This is a genomic window from Dyella sp. 333MFSha (assembly GCF_900102405.1).
Taxonomy (GTDB): Bacteria; Pseudomonadota; Gammaproteobacteria; order Xanthomonadales; family Rhodanobacteraceae; genus Luteibacter; species Luteibacter mycovicinus.
Map to the genome: position 1 here is coordinate 863,709 of NZ_FNBR01000002.1, position 21,025 is coordinate 884,733.

Genomic DNA, 21,025 nt, shown 5'->3' on the forward strand with positions numbered 1-21,025 from the left:
ATTGCGGTCGTCGTCACATTTGCCTGCCTAGACTCGGGACGACACGAAACGCTGATGGAAATACGCCCGATGCCAGGCGCTCCGGCCGGTCACAATCCCGATCTTTCCTGGCTCGACGGCGGCGGCGAGACCGGCGCGCTCATCCGTGCGTTCGATTGGGCGACCACCGACCTCGGGCCGCTCGAGGGATGGCCGCAGAGCCTGCGCACGACCACCGGCCTGCTGCTGCTTTCCCCCGTGCCCATCGTGCTGCTATGGGGCGAGAAGGGCTACATGATCTACAACGACGCCTATTCCGTGTTTGCGGGAGGGCGCCATCCACAGCTGCTAGGCTCCGAAGTGCGCAAGGGCTGGGACGAGATCGCCGATTTCAACGACAACGTGATGCGCGTCGGCCTTGCCGGCGGCACGCTCGCGTACAAGGATCAGCAACTGACGCTGATCCGGCGCGGCCTGCCCGAGCCGGTCTGGATGAACCTCGACTACTCGCCGGTCGTCGACGAAAGCGGCAGCCCGGGCGGGGTCATCGCCATCGTGGTGGAGACCACCGAACGGGTCCGCGCCGAGCAGTCCATCCGCGGCAACGAGGCGCGCCTGCGCTTCCTCGACACCTTGCGCGAATCCACCGCCAAATACACCGATGCCGACCAGCTGCTCGCGACGACGACGCGCATGCTCGCCAGGCATCTGGGCGTGTCCATCTGCGCCTACGCCGACATGGACGAGGACGAGAACGGTTTCACCATCCGCGGCGACTGGTGCGCCCCGGGCTCTCCCAGCATCGTCGGTCGCTACAAGCTGACGGACTTCGGCCGCCTCGCGGTGACCAGCCTGTCCGCGGGCAAGCCGTACATCGTCCGTGACAACCGGGCTGAACTGCCGCCCGAGGAGTCCGAAGCGTTCCAGCAACTCGGGGCCAGCGCCACCATCTGCATGCCGCTGATCCGCGGTGGCCGGCTCACCGCGCTGATGGCGGTCCACGACCGCGAAGCCCGCGACTGGCAACCGGATGACCTCGCGCTGCTCTCCGAAGTGGTCGAACGGTCGTGGTCGCATATCGAACGCGTGCGTGCGGAGGCCGCCGTACGCGAGAGCGACCGCCGTTTCCGTGAAGCGCTCGAGGCCAAGGTCCACGAACGCACGGCCGCGCTGATGCAGGCCGAGGAGGCGCTCATGCAGGCGCAGAAAATGGAGGCGCTGGGCAACCTCACCGGCGGCATCGCGCACGACTTCAACAACCTGTTGATGGTCATCCAGGGCAGCCTCGAACTGCTGCGTGAGCGCCTGCCGGAGGAACCGCAACTGTTGCGGCTCGTGGACACCGCGCGCTCGGGCTCGGAGCGTGGAGCGGTGCTGACCCGGCGCATGCTCGCCTTCGCCCGCCGGCAGGATCTGAAAGCCGAACGCATCGACCTGCGCGTGCTGGTCGAGGGCATGACCGAGCTGATGCAGCGTTCGCTCGGTCCGACGATCGTCATCGAAACCCGCTTCGGCCCGGAACCGGCGACGATCGAGGGCGATGCCAACCAGATCGAATCCGCCCTGCTCAACCTCGCCGTGAACGCGCGCGACGCGATGGACGGTGTGGGCACCATGGCCATCCACATCGACGGCGTGGACGTGAACCACGCGCATGGTCCGCTCGTCGCTGGTCGCTATGTGCGCCTGTCGCTGAGCGATACGGGCGCGGGCATGGACGACGCGACGCTGAAGCGGGCCACCGAGCCGTTCTTCACCACCAAGGGCGTCGGCAAGGGGACCGGCCTCGGCCTGTCGATGGTCCACGGGCTCGCCGAGCAACTGGGCGGCTCTCTCTTCCTTACCAGCCGTCCCGACGTCGGCACGACCGCCGAGATCTGGTTGCCCGCGACGGACGCCGATGCGGGTGACGATCCGGCGCCCGTCACGGACACGCCGGTCCTCGTGCCTTCGAATCCCATGCGGGAGGACTCGCCCTGCATTCTCGCCGTCGACGACGACGACCTGGTCCGGGCGACCACGGCCGAGATGCTCCAGGAGCTGGGTTACCGCGTGGTCACCGCGCGCTCAGGCGCCGAGGCGCTCAGCCTGCTCGAGCGCACCCCGGTGGATCTCGTCCTCACCGACCACGCGATGCCGCAGATGACCGGCGCACAGCTGGCCCAGCGTCTCCGCGAGCGGGACCCCTCACTGCCAGTGGTGATGGTCACCGGCTACGCCGACCTCGCCGGCGGCGCGCACGTCGACATCCCGCGTCTGGCCAAACCCTTCTCGCAGGGTGCGCTCACCGAGATTCTGGCGCGCGCCCTGAAGCGCGCGCAGGCCTGATCGACGGCGGGACACCGGTCTCTCCTCTGAATTCGCCTTCAGCGCGCGTCTGCAGGCGATGTCGCAGGGCTGGCGGATGACGCCGTGGTAAGGGCATCGCCGGAGAGTCGCAGATTGGCCGCGAGATAGTCGCGCATGGCAGGGTCCGGCGGTGTTTCGGCCATGCCGCCGAGATGGCGGTGCAGGGCATCGGCGATGAGGTACAGGCTTGCTTCCCGTGCCAGTGGCCGCTCGTTGCTGTGTCCCGCGGCCGGATCGACCAGCAATGTCACGTCACGATCCAGGTGTTTCAGCTGCGCCGCATATCCGAGTACACCGCGCAAGGCCACGCGCTGATCGTCGCCGCCGGCGATGATCGTCAGAGGGCGTCGCATACGCGTCGCGTTGGCCAGCGGCGACTCGTCGTGCATGCGTTGCAGCGTGCCCCTGTCACCCAGGCCAACCTGCGTCATCCAGAGTTCGAACGGCAGCGGCGACGAGAGCGAGTTGGCCTCCGTCGAACGCGTGATCCAGGCGATGTCCCAGGCAAAGTCCGATGGCGGCACGAGCGCCACACCCACCCGGAACAGTTCGGGCTGCCACGTCACGCCGAGCAACGCCGAATAACCACCGAACGACGCGCCGACGATACCCACCCGGCGTGGATCACCGACACCCGCAGCGAGTAGTGCGCGCACGCCCTCGACGATGTCGCGTTGCACGCGCCCGTTACCGAAGTCGCCCTGCGCGGCGAGCATATAGTCGCGGCCGAAACCGGTGGACCCGCGAAAGTTGGGCTCGAACACCGCATAGCCGCGATTCACCAGAAACTGCGAGACCCCCGTGCCGAATTCGTCGGCGGCGACATTGCCCCACGGACCGCCATGGACCAGGGAGACCAGTGGCAATGTCGCCGGGTCGGCCCCGGGCGGCACGCGGACGAAACCATGCAGGCGCATCCCGTCCGACGCCGTCCAGTCGAACGGCAGCTGCGTCGCCATCGACGCATCGGGCAGCCATGACGCCACGCCGCCGTCGCGGCCACGCAGCGGTGGCGTCGTGAGCACTTCGGTAAAGCGGTCGTGCGCGGGATCGAAGAGGTGGTACCGCGCATCCTGCTGCGCTCCACCCCGCTCGACGACGAGCCAGCGATGCGCGCCCGGCTGGAAGCGCAGCGCCTTGCCCGGAAACCGTGCGCGGATCCGGTCGACGCGCGCCTGCGTCGCGGGATCGAGCCCCTGCGCCGCCCATGCGATGCCGCGATACGCGAGGATCGTCGGGCGCCCGGTGGCAGGATCCGCGGTCGCCTCGTCGACATCGGCCACCTGTGCGGGGTCGCCGGCAAGCGGCCGCATCGAACCGTCCGGCTCGAGTCGCTGCAGGCGACGGAGGCTGCCGCCGATGTCGCTCATGAAAAGGGCACGCGCATCGGCGTCCAGCACCGGCCACAGGGCGCAACGCCACATCGCATCGCACCGGAGCACGCGCTCCCGGTGTCCGTCGCGATCGATGCGCAACGTGTCGACACCGGCGCCATCGACCTGCTGCAGCCAGCCGAGGCGGCCATCGTCCGCTAATGCAAAGCCCGTAATCCTGCCCACCGCGTCGGCCAGCCGCTCCTGCTGACCATCGACCCGCACGCGGGAGAGGCGCCAGCCACCGGGCGCACCGTCGGCGTCCAGGACGCGCTCGCGAACGATGACCGCGGCGGGCGACGTTGCGTCCACCTCCATCACCTCACGCCCACCCGGGCCGCCGAGTTCGATGAGGGTGCGCGTTCCCGCCTGCCCCGCCGCGGCCAGCGCGAAGAGATGTCGAGGCGACACCAGCAGCAGCCAGCGCCCGTCGTGCGACCAGAGCAGATCCGTCGCGTCGCTGCCGGCCAGGACCTGGCGCGCCTCGCCGGCGTCGGTCGGGGCCAGCCACAGCGAGCGTCCGTCCTCCGGTCCGCGCAGCCACGCCATTTGCCGGCCGTCCGGGGAGAGGGACACCGCCGTCACGGACGGCCGAACCAGAAACGCCGCCCGCTCGAAGCGAGGCGACGCCGGTCGCGAGCGCTCGCGTCGCAGCGCGTCGGCGAAGGCGCCGTCAGCCGCCAGCGCGGGCATCGCGAGGGCGAGCGCCATGAGCGCCCCGAACCATAGCCGGCACGAATTCATTACGGTCTCCTAGTAACGGATCAGACGGTGGCGGGAGTCGCCAACGGGCGAACCGCGCGCTCGGCGCGCGGCACGATCAACGCCAGACTGGCGACCGCGGGCAGCCCGACCAGCGCACAGGTCGCCGTCCAGGCCAGGCGACTGCCGAGGGACAGGCTGCGACGCCATGCGACCCACGCCCCGATCGACGCCGCGAAGAGCGACAACACCGCGGCGAGCCAGCGCATCGATGCGGGCACGGGAGGCGTCGCGTACTCGCGATACGGCGACGGCGTGGCGAACAGGCCGGTCGCCCGATCGCGCAAGGTGTAGAGGACCGGCGAGAACCACCAGATGCGATACCGATAGAACACGGGGAAATCCGGATCCAGCGCGCGTGTCGCCACCGGAACCACGTCGCCCTGGTCGTCGACCCACAGCACCGTCTGGTACGGCGGCGCTCCGAGCATGTCGAAAGGACGGCGGCTGAAGGTGAACGAGACCAGATAGCCGTCGACCAGCTCGACCATCTCGGCGCGCGTCTGGTCGCCGGGCAGTCCCGGTATCGTCACGCGTTGTCGCGCCGCCGGCGGGACCGGCGCGTCGAGCAGATGCCTTCCGTCGAACACATAGAGCGCACGGTCGCTGAGGATCACCAGGCTTCCGCCCACCGGCTGCGTACCGAGCAGCCGCTCGCCTTTACCGACGACCAGACGCGGCACGATGCGTCCCACGTTCGCGACGTACTGATACAACGTCTGCCCGGCTATCAGTGCCACATCGCCCTTACCTATGCCGGGCAGGATGCCGGCAGGTGTCGCGATGGCGGGGAACGCCGCGTTGCCGGCACCCACACCGAGTTCGCCCGCGCGCCGGCCATCCGTGAGCCGCATGCCTTCGAAACGCATGCGGTCGTGGCTGAAAGTCCAGCGAATGCGCATGTCGACGTCATCGAACGCGGTCGGCACGGTGTTGCTCATCTCCTGCCACGGCGTGACATCCGGCAGCTGCCGCTCGATCTCGTGCACGTCGGACAGCGACACTTGCTCACGCCAGATCGGCGCCTGTCCGTTACCCGCGTCTTGCAGGCCGGCCAGCATGCGTTCGCGGCCGGTCATGCGTTCGGTTTCGACGAAGCCTCCGTGTGGGGGCGTCGCCATGTTCACCGGGTGGGTGCCTTGCATGATCCACGCGAGCTCGCCCATGAAGCCCAGCAGATTCAGCAACAGGTAGGCGGCGATCTGCACGGGAACGGCGGTCAGGACGATGGCCGGCAACGAGCGCGGCGCCGCGCCCAGATCCGGCCGGAACGCGACCAGCAGAAGCGCCAGCAACCAGACGCAGGCCAGGCCCTGGACCGCGAGCAGCGGCGGGCCGCTGGCCTGCGCGACGAACAGCCAGAACAGGAAGACCAGCGCGCACGACGAATAGCGCCTGTCCGCGAGCACGCCGTACGCGCCGGCGAAGTAGCCGGCGCAACCGACCAACCCGGCGGCGGCCGGTACGATCAGGTGACGCAGGTCCACCACGTGGCCCGTGCCGCGTGCCTGCCATGCCAGTGCGATGAGGACCGGCAGCACGACAGCGCAGGCGATCGCCGCGAGTCCCGCCCCGATCAGCGCGGCGGCGATACGACGGGGCGCGAGCGGGCGGTGCAGCAGGTTCAGCCACTGATTGGGCCGCCGCCATGTGCCGTACTGATGCAGCCCGAGCAGGATGCCGGTAAGCACGTAGCAGGCGCCGATGATGCGAAAGACGTGGATCGGCTGCTGGCCCATATCGACCAGACGCATGAAGAATGCCAGGGCCAGCAGATGAGCGGTGGCGTAAAGCAGTACCCAGAGGCGGTAACGCAGCCATTCGGCCTTGAACAGGTCACGCATGATCGTTCTCCCTGTGCGACGCGTGGCGGTCACGCCGCGGTCGGCACGGCGTGGTGTTTGGAGAGGAAGCCGTTCACCGCGCGGTCGAGGCTGACCGGCAGGCGATGGATATCGCGTGCGCCGCTGGCGCGCAGAAAATCGGCGAAGCCGTCGCCCTGGTCGAGCACGAGGTAATGCTCGATGCCGTCGATGCGCTGCGCGTCGAGCAACCCGGGAACGACCCGCGGGTCGGGCCCGCGGAACGGGATGTCGGCCACCCAGTGCGCGACACGTGCGCGGAACTCGTCGGGAGGCGAGACATTCCTCAGCGCGCCGCGCTCCATGATGATGAGGTTGTCGGCCACGCGCTCGATCTCCTCCATCTGGTGCGAGCAGTAGATCACCGTGCAGCCCTCGACCGCGTTGGAATGCAGCAGCGTCTCCAGGAACGCGCGTTTGGCCACCACGTCGAGACCCAGGGTGGGCTCGTCGAGCACGAGCAACGCCGGACGCTGGGCCAGACTCAGCGCGAGATTGAATCCGGCCCGCTCGCCGCGCGACAGCTGCGAGACCTTCTGCGTGGGGCGTACGTGATAATGGCCGATGACCTCGTCGAACGCCGGCTGGCTCCAGGCCGCGTACTGGCGCCGCTGCATCGCGGTGACGGCAGCTACGGTCATCCATCCGGGCAGGGTGTGCTCCTCGTTGACGAAGCCGATCCGCTGCCGGTCTTCCGGGCGCAGGTCGCGACAGTCGCGACCGAGGATCCACGCATCGCCCGAGGTGGCCGGCAGGAAGCCGAGCAGGATGCGGAACAGCGTGGACTTGCCCGCGCCGTTCGCACCGACGATGGCGTGGATACTGCCCGGCGCGATGGCGAGATCGAGCTGGTCGATGGCGACCTTGCCACCGTAACGCTTGCTCAGCGCCCGTGTTTCGACGACGTAGTCGTTCGCGCGATGCATGTCGCTGCCCTGGAAATACATCAGGCCGACTTCCGGGTCAGCACGGCCAGCGCCTTGTCCAGGCGGCCCATGGCGCGCTCAGGCGGATAGTCCAGCGCCGCCACTTCATGCACGAAGGTCTGGATCGCTTCGTCCATGCGCCGGTCGCGCTCGTCCTCGCTCAGCCGCTGGCGAGGTGGCGCGACGTAGAGGCCGAGGCCTTGTCGCGACTCCAGCCAGCCTTCCGCCGTCAGTTCGGCATAGGCTTTGGCCACCGTGTTCGGGTTGACGGTCAGCTGCTGGGCCAGACCGCGCACGCTCGGCAACTGCGCCCCGGGCTGCAGTTCTCCCGTGGCGATGCGTAAGCGCACGGCGTCGACGATCTGCTTGCCGATCGGACGGGAATCGCCCGTGGCGATCTGGATGGGAAGGGCCTGGGTACGAGCCATCGGAGTGCACCATGTGTACTAGTGCATGTAGTACAGCAAAAACGCGCCTGTCCCGTCAACAGGTCCGTATGCCGGCCAATCGTCCCGAGGCGCTGCGTCGGCGGCAATAACCAGCACGTGACGTACTGGCTATCGCCGCATCGGCGGCCCCCGCATGGCTTATAAGCCGCTTAGCCGGTTATTTCTCGGTATCGGCTTTCGGCGGCAGGCGGTAGCGCTGCTTGCTGTACGCCCAGCTCGGCCACAACGCATGCGCCAGCGCGGTCTTTTCCAGTGACGGATCCACCGCGACGGGGACGAGCTTTTCGCCATTGGCGGAATACTCGTGATCGAGCAGGTAGTGGTACTGCGTCGGCGCCTGATTCGGGCGCAGAACGATCAGCTGGTCGCCCTTGAGATAACCGTAGTTGTCGCCGTACTGCATGATCGCGCGGTCCGGATAGCGCTGGGTCAGGTCCGCGCCGAGCATCGGATGCTCGCTGCGAATGCCGATCAGCGAGAGCAGCGTCGGCGCGAGGTCGACCTGGCTGACGATGTGATCGTCCTTCTTCACCGGCACGCCCGCGCCGAGGATCAGTGCCGGAATGTGGAAGTGACGCACCGGCACCAGGCTCGCGCCGAACACGCGTGCGTCGTGATCGGCAACGATCAGGAACACCGTGTGATTCCAGTACGGCGACTGCTTCGCACGCTCGAAGAAGCGGCCGATCGACCAGTCCGCGTAGCGCACCGCGTTGGCGTTGCTTGCCGGATCGCCTTCGGCCTTGATACGGCCGGCCGGGTACTCCCACGGCGTGTGATTGGACACGGAGAATGCGACGGTCAACGTGGACTTGTCACCGTCGTCGAGCAGACGCTGATGCAGTTCGTTGAACATGTCCTCGTCCGACGCGCCCCACGAACCCACGAACTGCGGGCTGGTCTTGAACGTCGCACGGTCGACGACTTCATTGAAGCCGTTGCCATAGAAGAACGAGCGCATGTTGTCGAAGTGAGCTTCGCCGCCGTAGAGGAAGCGCGTGTGGTAACCGAACGTGTCGAGCAGCGCACCCAGGGTGAAGAAGTCGCGCTGGCTGCGCGGAAGCTTCAGGACGGCCTCGGCAGGGGTGGGCAGGAAGCCCGTGGTGGTCGCCTCGAGGCCACGCGCGCTGCGCGTGCCCGTGGCGTACGTGCGCTCGAGCCACCAGCCTTCATTGGAGAGCTTGTCCAGCTCCGGGGTGTAACCGGCGCCGCCGAGGCTGCCGACGAACTGCGCACCCAGGCTCTCCTCGAGGATGATCACGAGGTTGAGCGGCTTGTCACCCTGACGCGTCGGCTCCTGCCGATGCAGGCTCGGGTATTGCGGGTCGAGCGGCGCGCCGTCGAAACCGGCGGTCTGGCGCACGATGCGGTTCATTTCGTCTTCCGGCATCTTGCCGTAGACGGCGGAGGCCGACCGCTCGTTGCCCAGCGCCAGCGCGGCGTTGAGCACGTTATAGAGCGAGTTCAGCGGCAGCGTGTTGACCATCGCGTCGTTGGTGAAGGCGACCTGCGAGGCATTCAGCGGACGATGCTGCAACGTGCCGCGGCCGGCCAGGAACAGCACGGCGAAGGCCAGCACCGTGACCACCGGGCGCAACCAGCCGCGTAGCGGCGCACGATCCGGCTGGCGGGTCGGCAGCAGACGGAAGCCCAGCCAGGCGATCAGCGCGAAGACGATGAGGCCCGCGCCGACCGAGAGCTTGTAGCCCTGCCACAGCATGGAGGCGACTTCGTGCGGGCTGGTCAGATATTCGAAGTAGAGACGGTTCGGACGCGTGTCGTATTCGGCGATGAACTGCGGCGTCGATACCTCCAGCAGCACGTAAAGCAGCCACCAGAAGCGCAACCACCATGCCGCGATCCGGGTGGGCCAGCGGCGGTGGCCCAGCCACGGCGAGAACAGCGCGGGAAGCGCAACCACCATGGCCAGCAGCGAGAGGTCGATGCGCCAGCCACCCAGCAGGATCGGCCAGAGGCCGCCCGCATCGTGGACGCGGGTCCACTGCCAGACGGACAGGCCGACGCGCGAAAGCGTCAGGAAGACGAGGACGGCGACGATGAAACGCCAGGTAAGCTTGCGCACGATGGAAGTCCGGACCGGGGCGTGGCGGGCCGCCACGCGTGGAAAAACGCCAGTTACAGGCGCATGACTTTACACTGTGCGCCCCACGAACGACTTACAGCCGGCTTTCATGCCGCCGCATGAGGATCCACGATGTTCAGACTGGCCGAAGCCAAGCCGATCGCCACCGGGCATGTCCGCGAGGTGTACCAGCATCCCGACGAGCCCGACCTGCTGATCAAGGTCATCGCCAGCGAATCGATCGAAGCGCGCTGGAACGCCGCCCCGTGGTATCGCCGCATGGCCCGCAGCGGCCCCTACAAGGACTTCGTGCGCGAGTTCCGCGAATACGTCAGCAGCATCTATACCGGCGGCTATGACGACGTACCCATCGCCCGGGTCGTCGGTCTGGAGATGACCGACATCGGGCTGGGGCAGATCGTGGAGAAGGTGCGCCGGCCCGACGGTGGTCTGGCGCCCACCCTCCACGACTGGGTCAAGGCCGAGGGGTTCACCGCCGTAACGCAGAAGGAGCTGGAAAGTTTCCATGCGCGGCTGCTCAGCCATAACGTGATCGCGGCCGACCTGCATGCCTGGAACGTGGTGTACGGCGAGGATTCCCGCGGCGGACCGCGGCTGGTGATGATCGATGGCTTCGGCGAGAAGAACATCATTCCGCACTGCTCGATGAATCGGGCGCACAACGCGTCGCGGACCAACAAGAAGTACGAGCGGATGGTGAGGCGGACGAAGGCCGAAGCGCCTGCGCTTTGAGGCCTCGGCAAGATTGGATCGCCAGCAGGGCTGGCTCCTGCCAGAGCGCGGCGTTTGGTGGGTGCCGTAGCCCTGTAGGAGCCAGCCCTGCTGGCGAAAGCTTCTAGCGATCGGTCACGAGCCCTGACGGCACGCACGCCGCTTTCGAAGCCGCCGAGGGCAGCAAGGAATACCGTAGCCCGTTGGCCAGCCCGACGAACAGCACCCGCTCCTTCACCACGCAGTCGTCCAACGCCTGCCCGGTCACCAGGAGCCAGCGATGGGCAGGATCTTCCCTCTGCCAGGCACGCGCATCGCCCAGTTGCTCCGGACCGCTCCTGCTGAACCCGAACTCCTTCACCGGCCGCACGGCCTGCAACAGGTTTTCCTCGCGCCACAACACCAGGCCAAGCTGTCCGTCGGCGCCGATCAGCTGGTCGGCGCGCATCATCACCTGTCGCGCCGATTCGTTGGCATTCAACGCCGGGTAGGTCATCACCGGCCAGACGATCCAGCCCGCCGCCATGCCCACCAGCAACGCAATGACACCGCGTCGCGTCCGCCAGAGCGCCGCGCAGACGAGGAACAGCACACCGATCACCACCAGCGCGAGCCACAACGTATGGCCGCCGTCGGTCAGCTCGTAGCGGGCGGCCATCTTCTGCGCCGCTCGTGGATGCTTCAGCAGCGCCCACAGTCCGACGCCGCCAAATACGGCGCCGCAGATCGCGGTGAGTGCCAGACAGAACCGCTGCAACCAGCGTGCCTTCAGCAACTCGCCGAGGTAAGGCGCGATCGCCAGCGCCAGCATCGGCAAGGCCGGCAGGATGTAGATCGCCCGCTTGCCCCGGGGAATCGAAAAGAACACCAGGATGAGCAGGAACGACACCAGCGGCATCCAGACGCGCGGCTCGCGCAGGCGCAACGCCTCGCGCCAGCGCGGCAGCATGAGGGGAATCAGCAGCCATACCGGCACCCATTCCTGCAGGATGACGCCAAGGAAGAACCACGGGTATTCCGCGTGCTGCCAGGAGTTGGCGTAGCGCTCCGCCGTCTGGCGAAACAGGATGTCCTGCACGTAGGCGAGGTATTCCGGCGTGCGCAGCCCGTACGCGGCGATCAGCATCGGCGCGAGCCAGAGCGACACGGCGATCAGGAAAGCCAGCGCACCGCCAGCCCAGCGCCAGCCGTCGCCCTGCGTGCGCGTGACGCCCGGCCATTGCCGGAAACGCATGACGCCGTAAGGAATCAACATCAGCAGCGCGACGATACCGACGCCCTTGGTGATCACCCCGAGCCCCGCCGCGAAGCACCCGAGCCAGTACATGCGCCAGCTCGGACCACGCAGGCAATGGATCAGGATGCCGACGTTGCCCAGCGTGATCCAGAACAGCGAGAGCGGATCGATCTGCGCATGCCGGATCACGTCGATGAACTGCATCGTCGACAGCACGACGATCGCCGCGTACAGACCGGTGCGAGCGTCCCAAAGACGGCGCCCGGCGTGCCAGACCAGCGCCAGCGTGCCCAGGCCCGATAACAGCGAGGTCAGCAGGAAGGCGCCACGCCAGCCACCGGTGAGCCACATCCACGCCGCCTCGGTCCACATGAGCATCGGCGGCTTGTCCGAGTAGAGCTCCATCCCACGATGGGGAAACAGCCACTGGCCGGATTCGAGCATTTGCCGCGCCACGAGAGCAAAGCGGGGTTCGTCAGGCGGCCACGGGTCGCGCAGTCCTATTCCCGCCGCCAGCACCGCCAGGGCGATGAGCATGAACCAGAGAAATTCACGTCGGGAGGATCGTTCGTCGTTCAAGTGCGGACATGGGACGGCGGCTGAGGTCGCGCCATCCTAGCCGACCTCTTGTGACAGACGCTTACAGACGCCTTATCAGGCGGCGTCGAGCTGAAAGAAGGCCACGCTGTCGACCAGTTCGCGCGCCCGTTGCTTCACGGCGTCGGCCGCCGCCGCGGCCTCTTCCACCAGGGCCGAATTGCTCTGGGTGACCTCGTCGATCTGACGCACGGCCTCGTTCACCTGAAGGATGCCCGCTGCCTGGGCGTCACTGACCGTAGCGATGGAACGCACGGAGTGAGTCATGCGCTCGACGCCGCTGGAGAGTTCGGTCATGGCGCTGCCTGCGCTGCCGATGCGGCGGGCGCCGTCGGCGATCGTCTCGACCGATTCGTCCACCAGGAGGCGGATCTCGTTGGCCGCCTGCTTCGAGTGACCCGCCAGCGTGCGTACTTCCGCCGCGACGATATGAAAACCGCGTCCCGCCTCACCGGCACGTGCGGCTTCCACGGCCGCGTTGAGTGCGAGGATGTGGGTCTGCGAGGCAATCCGGTCGATGACGGCGGTGATGTCGGCGATCCGGCCGGACACGTCGGCGATGCGGTCCATTGCGTCGACCGCGTCGCGCATGGCGACCTCGCCTTCCTGCGCGCCGAGCAACGACGCTTCAGCGATGCCGCGCGCCTCGCGCGCGTTCGCGGCATTGCCGTTCACGCTGCTCGTGAATTCCTGCATGGACGAGGCCGTCTCTTCGAGCGCGGCGGCCTGCTCGCTCGTGCGCGACGAGAGGTCGAGGTTGCCTTCGGCAATCTCACCGGTCGACTGCGAAATTTCTTCCGCCCCCTGGCGGATCGTCGTCACGACCTTGCGCAGCTGTCGGTTCATGCGGGCCAGTGCGCCCAGCAACTGCGCCGTCTCGTCACGGCCGTGGACGAGGATGTCAGTCGAAAGATCGCCTTCGGCCACCGCTTCGGCGACGGAGACGGCCCGACCGATCGGCCGCGTAATGCTCTGCGCGAGCAGCACGGTGATCACCCCGCCGAGCGCGACCGCGCCCAGCACGACCGCACCGAGCAGGACCAGGGCGGCGCGGAAGGCCGCGGTGCTTTCGTGTTCCAGACGGGCCGAGGTCACCGCCGACTCTTTCTGCACCCGGGCCACGATGTCATCGATCGCGGCCGTCGGAGCGCGGTCGATTCCCTTCACCAGCCCATCGACCACGTGCGCACTTCCCGGATTGGACGCCGCGTATTAGGCAAGCGCGGCAAGGTATTTCTCGCGCAGGATGGCGTGCGTCGCTTCGATGGCGTCGATTTCGGCCCCGGACGACCCCACGCCGGCCAGCTGCGCACGCAGGCGCTCCAGGTCCGCCTTCACGGCGTCCGCCTGCGTGCCGAACGCCGCGCGGTACTTCTGGAAGGCGGCGGGATCGGCACCGCGAAGCAACAGGTCCTTCCATTCCTGGACCTGCTTCTTGAAGTCGACCTGGGCCACGCGAGCGGTACCCGCCGCGGTGGAATAGGCCAGCGCCGTACGGGCCGACGCCACCTGGACCTCGTGCATACGGGCAAGGCCGCGCCAGCCACCGATGCCGACGATGACCGTTGCGGCAAGGAGAATGGCACCCAGGACGGCAAGCCGGGTGGCGATACGAAAACGGTTGAAGGACGTCATGACTGGGGACCGGATGGAGACGCAGTCCGCTTGCATCGTGAGGGATAGGCCCTTTATCGGCAAGGTCCACCACGCCTTGACCGGTATCGGCCGACGAAGATGTGAAGGCGCCCATTTCAATTTTCCGTAGCTGGCACGTCTAGGGTGTTCGCCGGTGCGGAAATCGGCGTTCGTCCCTGCCCGTACGGGCGCCGATTTCCCACCGTGCGACCATTGATACCCAGCCCCATGAACGCGGTCAGACACACCATGGACTCTTCCGAGGCAGGCGCCTCACCGGGGGGCAAGCGCGCCGCCCAGGTGGTCGCCCTGTTCCGCGAGCACAACTCGGCTCTTGTCGCCTTCCTGCGGGCACGGCTGAATTCGCTTGCCGACGCCCAGGAAGTGGCCCAGGAGGTCTATCTGAAGCTGCTGGCGCTGGACGACGCGACGAAGATCGATTCGCCGCGTGCGTTTCTGTTCCGTGCGGCCTCCAATCTGGCCGTGGACAAGCTGCGGATGCGTAACGTACGCGCACTGGCTCCGGTCGATCCCGATGCCGACGACTGGCATGTCACGCCGATTCCCGAACAACACGCGTCGGCCCATGAGCAATGGCGCGACCTGCGTCAGGCTCTGGACGAGTTGCCGCCCAAGACCAGCCGCGCCTTCGTCATGCACGTGATCGACGGACGCGACTTCGCCTCCATCGCGAAGGACATGAAGCTCAGCGAGCGCATGGTGCGCTACCACGTCGGCAATGCCCTGGCGCATTGCCGAGAACGCCGCGACCGCGCGGAGAACCCCTCATGACCCTGACCCCCGTTAGCATCGATCGCCCTGTCGAACACACCGCCGCGGACTGGTGGGCCCAGCTGCGCGATCCCGACCTGCCCGAACAGGCGCTGCTGGACTGGAGCGACTGGCTCGAGGCCGATCCGCGCCATGCGGAAGCGTTCGAGCGCGCCTCGGCGCTGGCCGAGGCGGCGGGCGCCATGGCCCCGTCGCTGCGCGAACGCTTCGTGCAGCGTTACGCCCCGGCCCCGCTCCATCCGGATCGTGCAAGGCGGCCGCGCATCGCGCTGGCAGCCGCTGCGGTGGCGGCGCTGGCCCTGCTCGGGGCGGGCGCACTCATCGGCCTGCGTCCGTCCCATGAGGCATCCACCCGCCAGTACGCCAGCGAACGTGCCGGCCATCGCGATATCGACCTGCCCGATGGCTCCAGCATCGAGCTGGGGGGCGCGACCTCGGTAACCACGCGCTATGGCCACGACGAGCGGGCGATCGATCTGGACGCGGGCGAGGCCTTCTTCCGGGTGGCGCATGCCGAGCGTCCGTTCGTGGTCAATGCCGGGCCGCTGCGTATTCGCGACCTCGGCACGGCGTTCAACGTGCGCCGCACCGGCGACCGGGTCACCGTGGCAGTGACCGAAGGCCGGGTGCAGGTATCGCCGACGGGCGCTCAGGGCGACGACGGCACCATCGAACTCGGTGCCGGGCGCGAAGTCTCATTCGATCCGGAGACTCACGCCATGCGCATTCTGGACGTGGATCCGGCCACGGCTACCGCGTGGCGCGGCCATCGGCTCGAATTCGTCAATGAACCACTGTCGTCCGTGGTCGACAACGTCAACCGTTACAGCAGCCGGCCCATCCGCCTCGCCGATCCGGCACTGGGCAAGCTGACGTTTACCGGCACCGTGCAGGTCGATACCATCGACAGCTGGGTGGCGGCCCTGCCCCGGGTGTTTCCGGTGCGCGTCGATGCCTATACCGACCGGCTGGAACTCACCCGTCAGACCGCCATGACGCGGGGTGCCAGGCCGCGCTGAACACCACCGTTGGGGCCGCAGGTCTTGCAGTACTCGCTTCGCGGGCGCCGGCGCGCAATCTCCGGCGCGCTGGCGTTAGTGCTCGCGCACGGCGCCGCCTGCGCCGCCGAGGTTCCGGCCGATGGTTTCAGCTCCGCTCCCGTCGCGTTCGCCATCGCGCCGCAGCCGCTGGCCACGGCGCTGCTGGCCTGGGGTAAGCAGGCCAACGTGCAGGTGCTCACCGCGTCCGGCTCGATCGCAAGCTGGCGATCCGGTGGTGCGCAGGGTGTTCTTACGCCGAACGCCGCCCTCGATGAACTGCTGCAGGGCACGGATCTCGAGCGGGAGTCTTATGACGCCCGCACGGTCGTCGTGCGCCAGCGGCAGAAACCCGGCAACGCGACGCCGGCGCCCGGCGATCCGGCCGCTCCCTTCGATCCGGCGGATGTCGTTCCGCTGGCGACGGTCGACGTGCAGGGTCTGGTGCAGGACGGCGGTTTCAAGGCGGACACCACCCGAAGCGTCACGCGCAACGATGCCCACCTGACCGATGTGCCGCAGTCGATCTCCGTGGTGACACGCGACGTGATCGAGTCACAACAGGCGGTCGATATCGGCGATGTCGCGCGTTATGTCGCCGGTGTGCAGTACGTCGACGGTTATGGCGGCGCGCCGCTGTTTCTCATCCGCGGTTTCGATGCCGGCCATGGCATGACGGATGGCATGCCTAATGGCATCGCTCGCACCGAGGATCTGCCACCGCTGATCGGCATCGAACGTGTCGAAGTGCTGCGCGGCCCCGAAGCCATTCTTGGCGACGCGTCGCAGAACAATAATTTCGGTGGCTCGGTCAACGTCGTGATGAAGCGGCCACAGGCCGAGACGGTGCGCACGCTCACGTATTCACTGGGCAAGTACGACGGTGGCAGGCTCGGTATCGATCTCGCGGGCACCGCATCGAAGGACGGTTCGGTGACGTACCGCCTTGTCGCGGCGGGGCAGCGCGGCGAGAAAACCGACGAAGGCGATGGTGGCGGTCATGGCGCTTACGTCGCGCCGTCGCTCGCATGGCAAGGCGAGCGCACCCGTGTCATGGGCGGGCTGGAATTCGTGGACAACCGGGTCCCCGGACCGGAGCACACCGTCCTGCTCGGTGCCTCGCTGGCCTCCGCGTCGCCGTATCGCTCCGTCCCCGGCACACCGGGCGACACCTCGACCTACCGCACCGGACGCGCCGTGTTCGAGCTCGATCACGAGTTCGAGGACTGGACGCTCCACAGCCAGGGTCAGTACGTCCGCCAGCGCAGCGACGGCAACAGCTGGTCGTACGTATCGAGCGGTTTCGGCACGCAGAGCAACGTCCTGTCGGCCGTCGCGCGCTCGTTTCGCTACACCGGCACCTACTGGACCTGGCAGAACGACCTCACCCGCACGTTCCGCTACGGCGACGTCACGCACACGGTTCTGGTCGGCGTCGACCTCGCCCGCACCCACGCGGGTGACGGCGTCAGCGGCACGACAACCGAAACGGAAAGCGGCGCCGACGACGTCACCGATCGCGATGCCTACGTAACGACCCGTCCGCTGGCGTACGACCTGCGCACTGGCGCGACCATGTCCGCCAAATACAATGCGCTGATCGCGCCGGTGAGTACCACGGTGCAGACGCTCGGCGGTTCGTGGCAAACGAATGCCGGCGTCTACCTGCAGGATCAGATCGCGATCGGCGACGACTGGAACGTCCTTGCCGCCCTGCGCCGAACGACCTACAAGCTGGAGACGCACTGGACCGACGGGTCTCCCCGCACGATCCGCAAGGCGCGCTGGATTCCGAAGCTGGGCGTCGTTTACAAGCTGACGCCCGGGATAGCGCTGTACGCCGACTCGTCGACGGGTTTCCAGCCGGACCCGCTGCTGGGCAAGGACGGCCAGCCGTTGCCCGTCGCCACGTCCCGCCAGGTGGAGGTCGGCGGCAAATTCGACCTGTTCGACCATCGCGCGCGACTGACCGCGGCGGTCTATCGCATCCATGTCGATCACAGCGTCGACCTGGTATCGCCGGAACCGCCGTTCTTCGCCACGCCCGGACCGGGCCAGACCAACCGCGGCGTGGAGCTGGAGTTTTCCGGTCGTGTCGCCGAGGGTCTCGATGTGCTGGCCAGCGTGACGGAAGCACGTATCCACAACAACGACGACACCCGCCCCACCGGTTCTCCCAGACATCAGGCCGCCGCATGGGCGAGCTATCGTTTCGGCGACGGCGACACCAAACCCTGGGGCGTCGGCGCCGGCATCCTCGCGCGCAGCCGCAGCATCGGGCGGACCAGCGGCGATGGGCAGTACTTCGGCATTCCCGGCCAGGCCAGCGTGGAAACCAACGTGTCGCGGTACGGCAGGAACTGGCGGCTGACGCTGGGCGTGAAGAACCTCTTCGCCCGTACGCTGTACGCGGTGAATTTCGACGAGACCTTCGTACCTGTAAGGCAGGGGCGCGTCGTCCTGCTCTCGGGTTCGTACGACTTCTAGGCCTTCGCGAACGAGCGCAGGGCGACCTCGCAGGCTTCGCGCCGGAACGTATCGCGTTCATCGCGGCCGCTGCTCGCTCCGATGCGCGGAATCTCGTAACACCCGTCGATACCCGGGACACCGCCATGCCGGCGCCAGAAGCGGTCATAGGACGCCGCCGTAACGCCCGCCCGACGATCCAGCGGATGCGCGTCACGGGACACGCCGCGCACCCGGTCGATGCCGAAATACGTCGCCAGCGCCCGAACCACCGCGAGCAGCAGGTCGCGCGGACGCAGACCGCCCGTGGCCCGGGTGAACCGCGCGATCGCACCACGCCCGAGGTAGGCCCACGACCCGCGCATGGCGCCGACCAGCAGGCCATCCGTTCCGCCGAACGTGATCGCACAGGAGGAAATCACCTCTTTGTCGCCGTTGAGCAGGAACAGGCCGAGTTCGCCCGTGGCTTCGTGCTCGGGCGCGCGCGCATGCAGATACGCCACCTCACCGCCACCGAGCGGCAGCGTCGCCAGGCGTACGTCGTGACCGCGGATCAGACGCTCTCGCAGGCGCTCCGGGAACTCCCGGGCGACAAACCGGTAATGCGCTTCGACGAGGCGGGCGGACGTCGCCAGATCGAAGTCGCGTGAGATGTAATGGCGCTGCCAGCGCTCATAGACGCGGGGATTGAGCTCAGCGGCCGCACGCATCGCCCGCGAGCGCCCGACCATGCCCAGCCATGCCGTCTGCCGCCGAAAGGCCGCGAGCGAACGAAGCAGATAGGTGAGGCGCCGTTCCGGAACCGCGCCTTTGCGTCGCAGGGAAGCACGGCGTCGCGCGTGGTCCAGCACCAGGGCCAGCGTGCCTCGCCGCTGGCGGGGCGTCGCCCAGGCCAGGGTCAGGTCGTGCATCGCTTGCGACTCGGGGTAAGGCGTCTGCATCTACCCAAGACGTCCGGGGCGGGGGAAATTGAAACGCCCTCAGGAGATACGGCGCTTCCTGCGCTGGTCCTTCCAGACGATCCAGGCGCCCAGCAGGGTCATCAGGGCCAGACCGAACCACGTGATCGCGTAGGACAGATGGTTGTCGGGGAAAGCGATGACGGTCAGCCCGCCGACCGGACCTTCGTTACCCTCGCCGCGACCGGGCGAGGAAGCCGCGTCCGCGTCGACGAAATAGGGCGCGGTGTCGTCCAGACCCTTGGCCGCGGCGATCGCCGCCACGTCACGGGAATACCAGCGATCGCCCGCGGGGTCGTTGTCCTGCAGGAACGCACCCTTGGGTTCGCTGATCCGCAACAGGCCGGAGATCGTGGTTTCACCGGCGGGACCGGGGGTACAGGTGGCCTTGCCGCCGCACCATGTCGTGGACACGAAGCCGCGGTTGACGATGACCGTGTCGCCCGAACGCGTACGCAGCGGGGTCATCAGCCACGAACCCATGCCCAGCTCCGTGCTGGCACGCACACGCACGCTCTTGTCCTGCAGGAACGTGCCGGTCAGCCTGACCCGACGGTACTCGTCGTTGGCGGCGCTGACCACGGGCCACTGCCCACGGCCCGGCGCGGTGACCGGCTCCGCATGCACGCGCTGGTCGACGCGGGCGATCAGGTCGTGTTTCCACGCGCGGCGGTGCACCTGCCAGGTGCCCAGGGCGACGAAAGCGACGAACAGCACCGTGCCGAGCACCGCCAGCAAGGCCAGAACGAAGACGCCGCGCGGAGGGCGCGGCGTCGTGGGTTCGTTTGGAACCCTGGTGCTCAAGGCAGGTTCTTGACCTGTTGCTCGGTCATGTCATGCGACATGCCCGGCATCATGTTGGCGTTCATGTGGAACATGACCCAGATGGAACCCGTGAGCGTGATGACCACCAGCACGAGGGTGAAGATCAGGGCCAGCATGTTCCAGCCACCCTCCGACTTCGTGTTCATGTGCAGGAAGTAGATCATGTGGACCACGATCTGGATGGCGGCGAAGAAGAGCACCACGATCGCAAGCGTCTGCGAGTTCGGGATGACCTTGCCCATCACGAGCCAGAACGGGATCGCGGTGAGGAACACGGCGAGGAAGAACCCCGTCATGTATCCCTTCAGCGTGCTGTGGCTGGCACCGTCGTCGTGATCGTGGTGATCGTCGTGGTGGTGATCGTGCGATTCGATGTGCGCGCTCACGGCAGCACTCCCATCAGGTAAACGAAGGTGAAGACGCCGATCCAGACCACGTCGAGGAAGTGCCAGAACATCGACAGGCACATGATGCGACGCTTGTTGGCGGCGGTCAGACCGAAGCGACCCACCTGGAACAGCAGCGTGACCAGCCAGATGCAGCCGAAGGTCACGTGCAGGCCGTGGGTGCCGACCAGAGTGAAGAACGAGGACAGGAACGCGCTGCGCTGCGGACCCGCACCTTCGTGGATCAGGTGCGCGAACTCCCACATTTCGATGCCGAGGAAAGCCAGACCGAACAGACCGGTCACGACCAGCCACGCCATCATCGTGCCCTTGCGGTTCTTCTGCATCTCCAGCACGGCGAAGCCGTAAGTGATGGAAGACAGCAGCAGCATCGTGGTGTTGACGGCGACCAGCGGCAGCTCGAACAGGTCGGCACCCGAGGGGCCACCGGCGTAGCTGCGACCCAGCACGCCGTAGACGGCGAACAGGCAGGCGAAGATGAGGCAGTCGCTCATCAGGTAGATCCAGAACCCGAGCAACGTTCCGTTGGCCGGGTGGTGATCTTCCTTCATCCAG

At 67.3% G+C, this 21,025-nt stretch carries 17 protein-coding genes; 5 read left to right on the plus strand and 12 right to left on the minus strand.

Annotated features, from left to right (window positions below; genetic code table 11):
• Window positions 1–69: 69 nt before the first annotated feature.
• Window positions 70–2,307 (plus strand): GAF domain-containing hybrid sensor histidine kinase/response regulator, encoded by a 2,238-nt coding sequence (locus BLT40_RS11240; RefSeq protein ID WP_176809149.1) that lies wholly within the window; start codon window positions 70–72, stop codon window positions 2,305–2,307.
• A 38-nt stretch (window positions 2,308–2,345) separates the two neighbouring features.
• Here the strand turns inward: BLT40_RS11240 and BLT40_RS11245 are convergent, their stop codons facing one another.
• The 5 genes from BLT40_RS11245 to BLT40_RS11265 all read right to left on the minus strand — a co-directional run bounded on the left by BLT40_RS11245 (window position 2,346) and on the right by BLT40_RS11265 (window position 9,783).
• Window positions 2,346–4,445 (minus strand): S9 family peptidase, encoded by a 2,100-nt coding sequence (locus tag BLT40_RS11245; RefSeq protein ID WP_090353110.1) that lies wholly within the window; start codon window positions 4,443–4,445, stop codon window positions 2,346–2,348.
• Between the two features lie 20 nt (window positions 4,446–4,465).
• On the minus strand, window positions 4,466–6,307 hold the full coding sequence (locus BLT40_RS11250; RefSeq protein ID WP_090353113.1) for a hypothetical protein: 1,842 nt from the start codon (window positions 6,305–6,307) through the stop codon (window positions 4,466–4,468).
• A gap of 29 nt (window positions 6,308–6,336) precedes the next feature.
• The gene (locus BLT40_RS11255; RefSeq protein WP_255363999.1) at window positions 6,337–7,272 is read right to left on the minus strand and encodes an ABC transporter ATP-binding protein; all 936 of its coding nucleotides are present in this window, start codon (window positions 7,270–7,272) and stop codon (window positions 6,337–6,339) included.
• On the minus strand, window positions 7,272–7,679 hold the full coding sequence (locus BLT40_RS11260; RefSeq protein ID WP_036109366.1) for a GntR family transcriptional regulator: 408 nt from the start codon (window positions 7,677–7,679) through the stop codon (window positions 7,272–7,274). Before BLT40_RS11260 ends, BLT40_RS11255 begins: the two co-directional genes overlap by 1 nt.
• Before the next feature lie 178 nt (window positions 7,680–7,857).
• Window positions 7,858–9,783 (minus strand): LTA synthase family protein, encoded by a 1,926-nt coding sequence (locus tag BLT40_RS11265; protein WP_090353115.1) that lies wholly within the window; start codon window positions 9,781–9,783, stop codon window positions 7,858–7,860.
• 132 nt (window positions 9,784–9,915) lie between these two features.
• Here BLT40_RS11265 and BLT40_RS11270 point away from each other — a divergent pair, with 132 nt between their 5' ends.
• Window positions 9,916–10,536: a YrbL family protein gene (locus tag BLT40_RS11270; RefSeq protein ID WP_090353119.1), complete on the plus strand. Its 621-nt coding sequence runs from the start codon at window positions 9,916–9,918 to the stop codon at window positions 10,534–10,536.
• 103 nt (window positions 10,537–10,639) lie between these two features.
• On the opposite strand, the gene BLT40_RS11275 is transcribed toward BLT40_RS11270, so the two are convergent.
• The 3 genes from BLT40_RS11275 to BLT40_RS20450 all read right to left on the minus strand — a co-directional run bounded on the left by BLT40_RS11275 (window position 10,640) and on the right by BLT40_RS20450 (window position 13,984).
• Window positions 10,640–12,289 carry an ArnT family glycosyltransferase gene (locus tag BLT40_RS11275; RefSeq protein ID WP_090353122.1) on the minus strand — a complete coding sequence of 550 codons (1,650 nt, stop codon included), beginning with the start codon at window positions 12,287–12,289 and terminating at the stop codon, window positions 10,640–10,642.
• A gap of 117 nt (window positions 12,290–12,406) precedes the next feature.
• Window positions 12,407–13,531: a methyl-accepting chemotaxis protein gene (locus BLT40_RS11280; RefSeq protein WP_218124546.1), complete on the minus strand. Its 1,125-nt coding sequence runs from the start codon at window positions 13,529–13,531 to the stop codon at window positions 12,407–12,409.
• A gap of 30 nt (window positions 13,532–13,561) precedes the next feature.
• Window positions 13,562–13,984 carry a hypothetical protein gene (locus BLT40_RS20450; RefSeq protein WP_218124547.1) on the minus strand — a complete coding sequence of 141 codons (423 nt, stop codon included), beginning with the start codon at window positions 13,982–13,984 and terminating at the stop codon, window positions 13,562–13,564.
• Window positions 13,985–14,233: 249 nt separating this feature from the next.
• Here BLT40_RS20450 and BLT40_RS11285 point away from each other — a divergent pair, with 249 nt between their 5' ends.
• Genes BLT40_RS11285 through BLT40_RS11295 form a run of 3 tightly spaced genes read left to right on the plus strand, consistent with a single transcriptional unit; the run spans window position 14,234 to window position 18,300 of the window.
• On the plus strand, window positions 14,234–14,776 hold the full coding sequence (locus BLT40_RS11285) for an RNA polymerase sigma factor (protein ID WP_090353903.1): 543 nt from the start codon (window positions 14,234–14,236) through the stop codon (window positions 14,774–14,776).
• Window positions 14,773–15,795: a FecR family protein gene (locus BLT40_RS11290; RefSeq protein ID WP_090353125.1), complete on the plus strand. Its 1,023-nt coding sequence runs from the start codon at window positions 14,773–14,775 to the stop codon at window positions 15,793–15,795. The genes BLT40_RS11285 and BLT40_RS11290 overlap by 4 nt, the downstream gene beginning before the upstream one ends.
• A gap of 24 nt (window positions 15,796–15,819) precedes the next feature.
• Window positions 15,820–18,300, plus strand: coding sequence for a TonB-dependent siderophore receptor (locus BLT40_RS11295; protein WP_255364000.1), 2,481 nt, complete (start codon window positions 15,820–15,822; stop codon window positions 18,298–18,300).
• On the opposite strand, the gene BLT40_RS11300 is transcribed toward BLT40_RS11295, so the two are convergent.
• From BLT40_RS11300 to cyoC, 4 genes are read right to left on the minus strand one after another with little or no spacing between them, the layout of a single operon-like run.
• The gene (locus BLT40_RS11300) at window positions 18,297–19,220 is read right to left on the minus strand and encodes a DUF535 family protein (protein ID WP_090353132.1); all 924 of its coding nucleotides are present in this window, start codon (window positions 19,218–19,220) and stop codon (window positions 18,297–18,299) included. The two genes, BLT40_RS11295 and BLT40_RS11300, sit on opposite strands and share 4 nt — an antisense overlap.
• Before the next feature lie 39 nt (window positions 19,221–19,259).
• Complete coding sequence (locus tag BLT40_RS11305; protein WP_090353134.1) at window positions 19,260–20,042, minus strand: SURF1 family protein; 783 nt, start codon at window positions 20,040–20,042, stop codon at window positions 19,260–19,262.
• The gene (gene cyoD, locus BLT40_RS11310; RefSeq protein WP_036109351.1) at window positions 20,039–20,449 is read right to left on the minus strand and encodes a cytochrome o ubiquinol oxidase subunit IV; all 411 of its coding nucleotides are present in this window, start codon (window positions 20,447–20,449) and stop codon (window positions 20,039–20,041) included. The genes BLT40_RS11305 and cyoD overlap by 4 nt, the downstream gene beginning before the upstream one ends.
• Window positions 20,446–21,021: a cytochrome o ubiquinol oxidase subunit III gene (gene cyoC / locus BLT40_RS11315; RefSeq protein WP_214442890.1), complete on the minus strand. Its 576-nt coding sequence runs from the start codon at window positions 21,019–21,021 to the stop codon at window positions 20,446–20,448. The genes cyoD and cyoC overlap by 4 nt, the downstream gene beginning before the upstream one ends.
• Window positions 21,022–21,025 lie beyond the last annotated feature (4 nt).

Bases quoted from the DNA above. Each gene is read 5' to 3' on its own strand.
- BLT40_RS11285 (WP_090353903.1), top strand. From the start codon at position 14,234: ATGGACTCTTCCGAGGCAGGCGCCTCACCGGGGGGCAAGCGCGCCGCC.
- BLT40_RS11255 (WP_255363999.1), bottom strand. From the start codon at position 7,272: ATGTATTTCCAGGGCAGCGACATGCATCGCGCGAACGACTACGTCGTC.
- BLT40_RS11245 (WP_090353110.1), bottom strand. From the start codon at position 4,445: ATGAATTCGTGCCGGCTATGGTTCGGGGCGCTCATGGCGCTCGCCCTC.
- BLT40_RS11275 (WP_090353122.1), bottom strand. From the start codon at position 12,289: ATGCTCATCGCCCTGGCGGTGCTGGCGGCGGGAATAGGACTGCGCGAC.
- cyoC (WP_214442890.1), bottom strand. From the start codon at position 21,021: ATGAAGGAAGATCACCACCCGGCCAACGGAACGTTGCTCGGGTTCTGG.
- BLT40_RS11260 (WP_036109366.1), bottom strand. From the start codon at position 7,679: ATGGCTCGTACCCAGGCCCTTCCCATCCAGATCGCCACGGGCGATTCC.
- BLT40_RS20450 (WP_218124547.1), bottom strand. From the start codon at position 13,984: ATGACGTCCTTCAACCGTTTTCGTATCGCCACCCGGCTTGCCGTCCTG.
- BLT40_RS11300 (WP_090353132.1), bottom strand. From the start codon at position 19,220: ATGCAGACGCCTTACCCCGAGTCGCAAGCGATGCACGACCTGACCCTG.
- BLT40_RS11270 (WP_090353119.1), top strand. From the start codon at position 9,916: ATGTTCAGACTGGCCGAAGCCAAGCCGATCGCCACCGGGCATGTCCGC.
- BLT40_RS11240 (WP_176809149.1), top strand. From the start codon at position 70: ATGCCAGGCGCTCCGGCCGGTCACAATCCCGATCTTTCCTGGCTCGAC.
- BLT40_RS11250 (WP_090353113.1), bottom strand. From the start codon at position 6,307: ATGCGTGACCTGTTCAAGGCCGAATGGCTGCGTTACCGCCTCTGGGTA.
- BLT40_RS11290 (WP_090353125.1), top strand. From the start codon at position 14,773: ATGACCCTGACCCCCGTTAGCATCGATCGCCCTGTCGAACACACCGCC.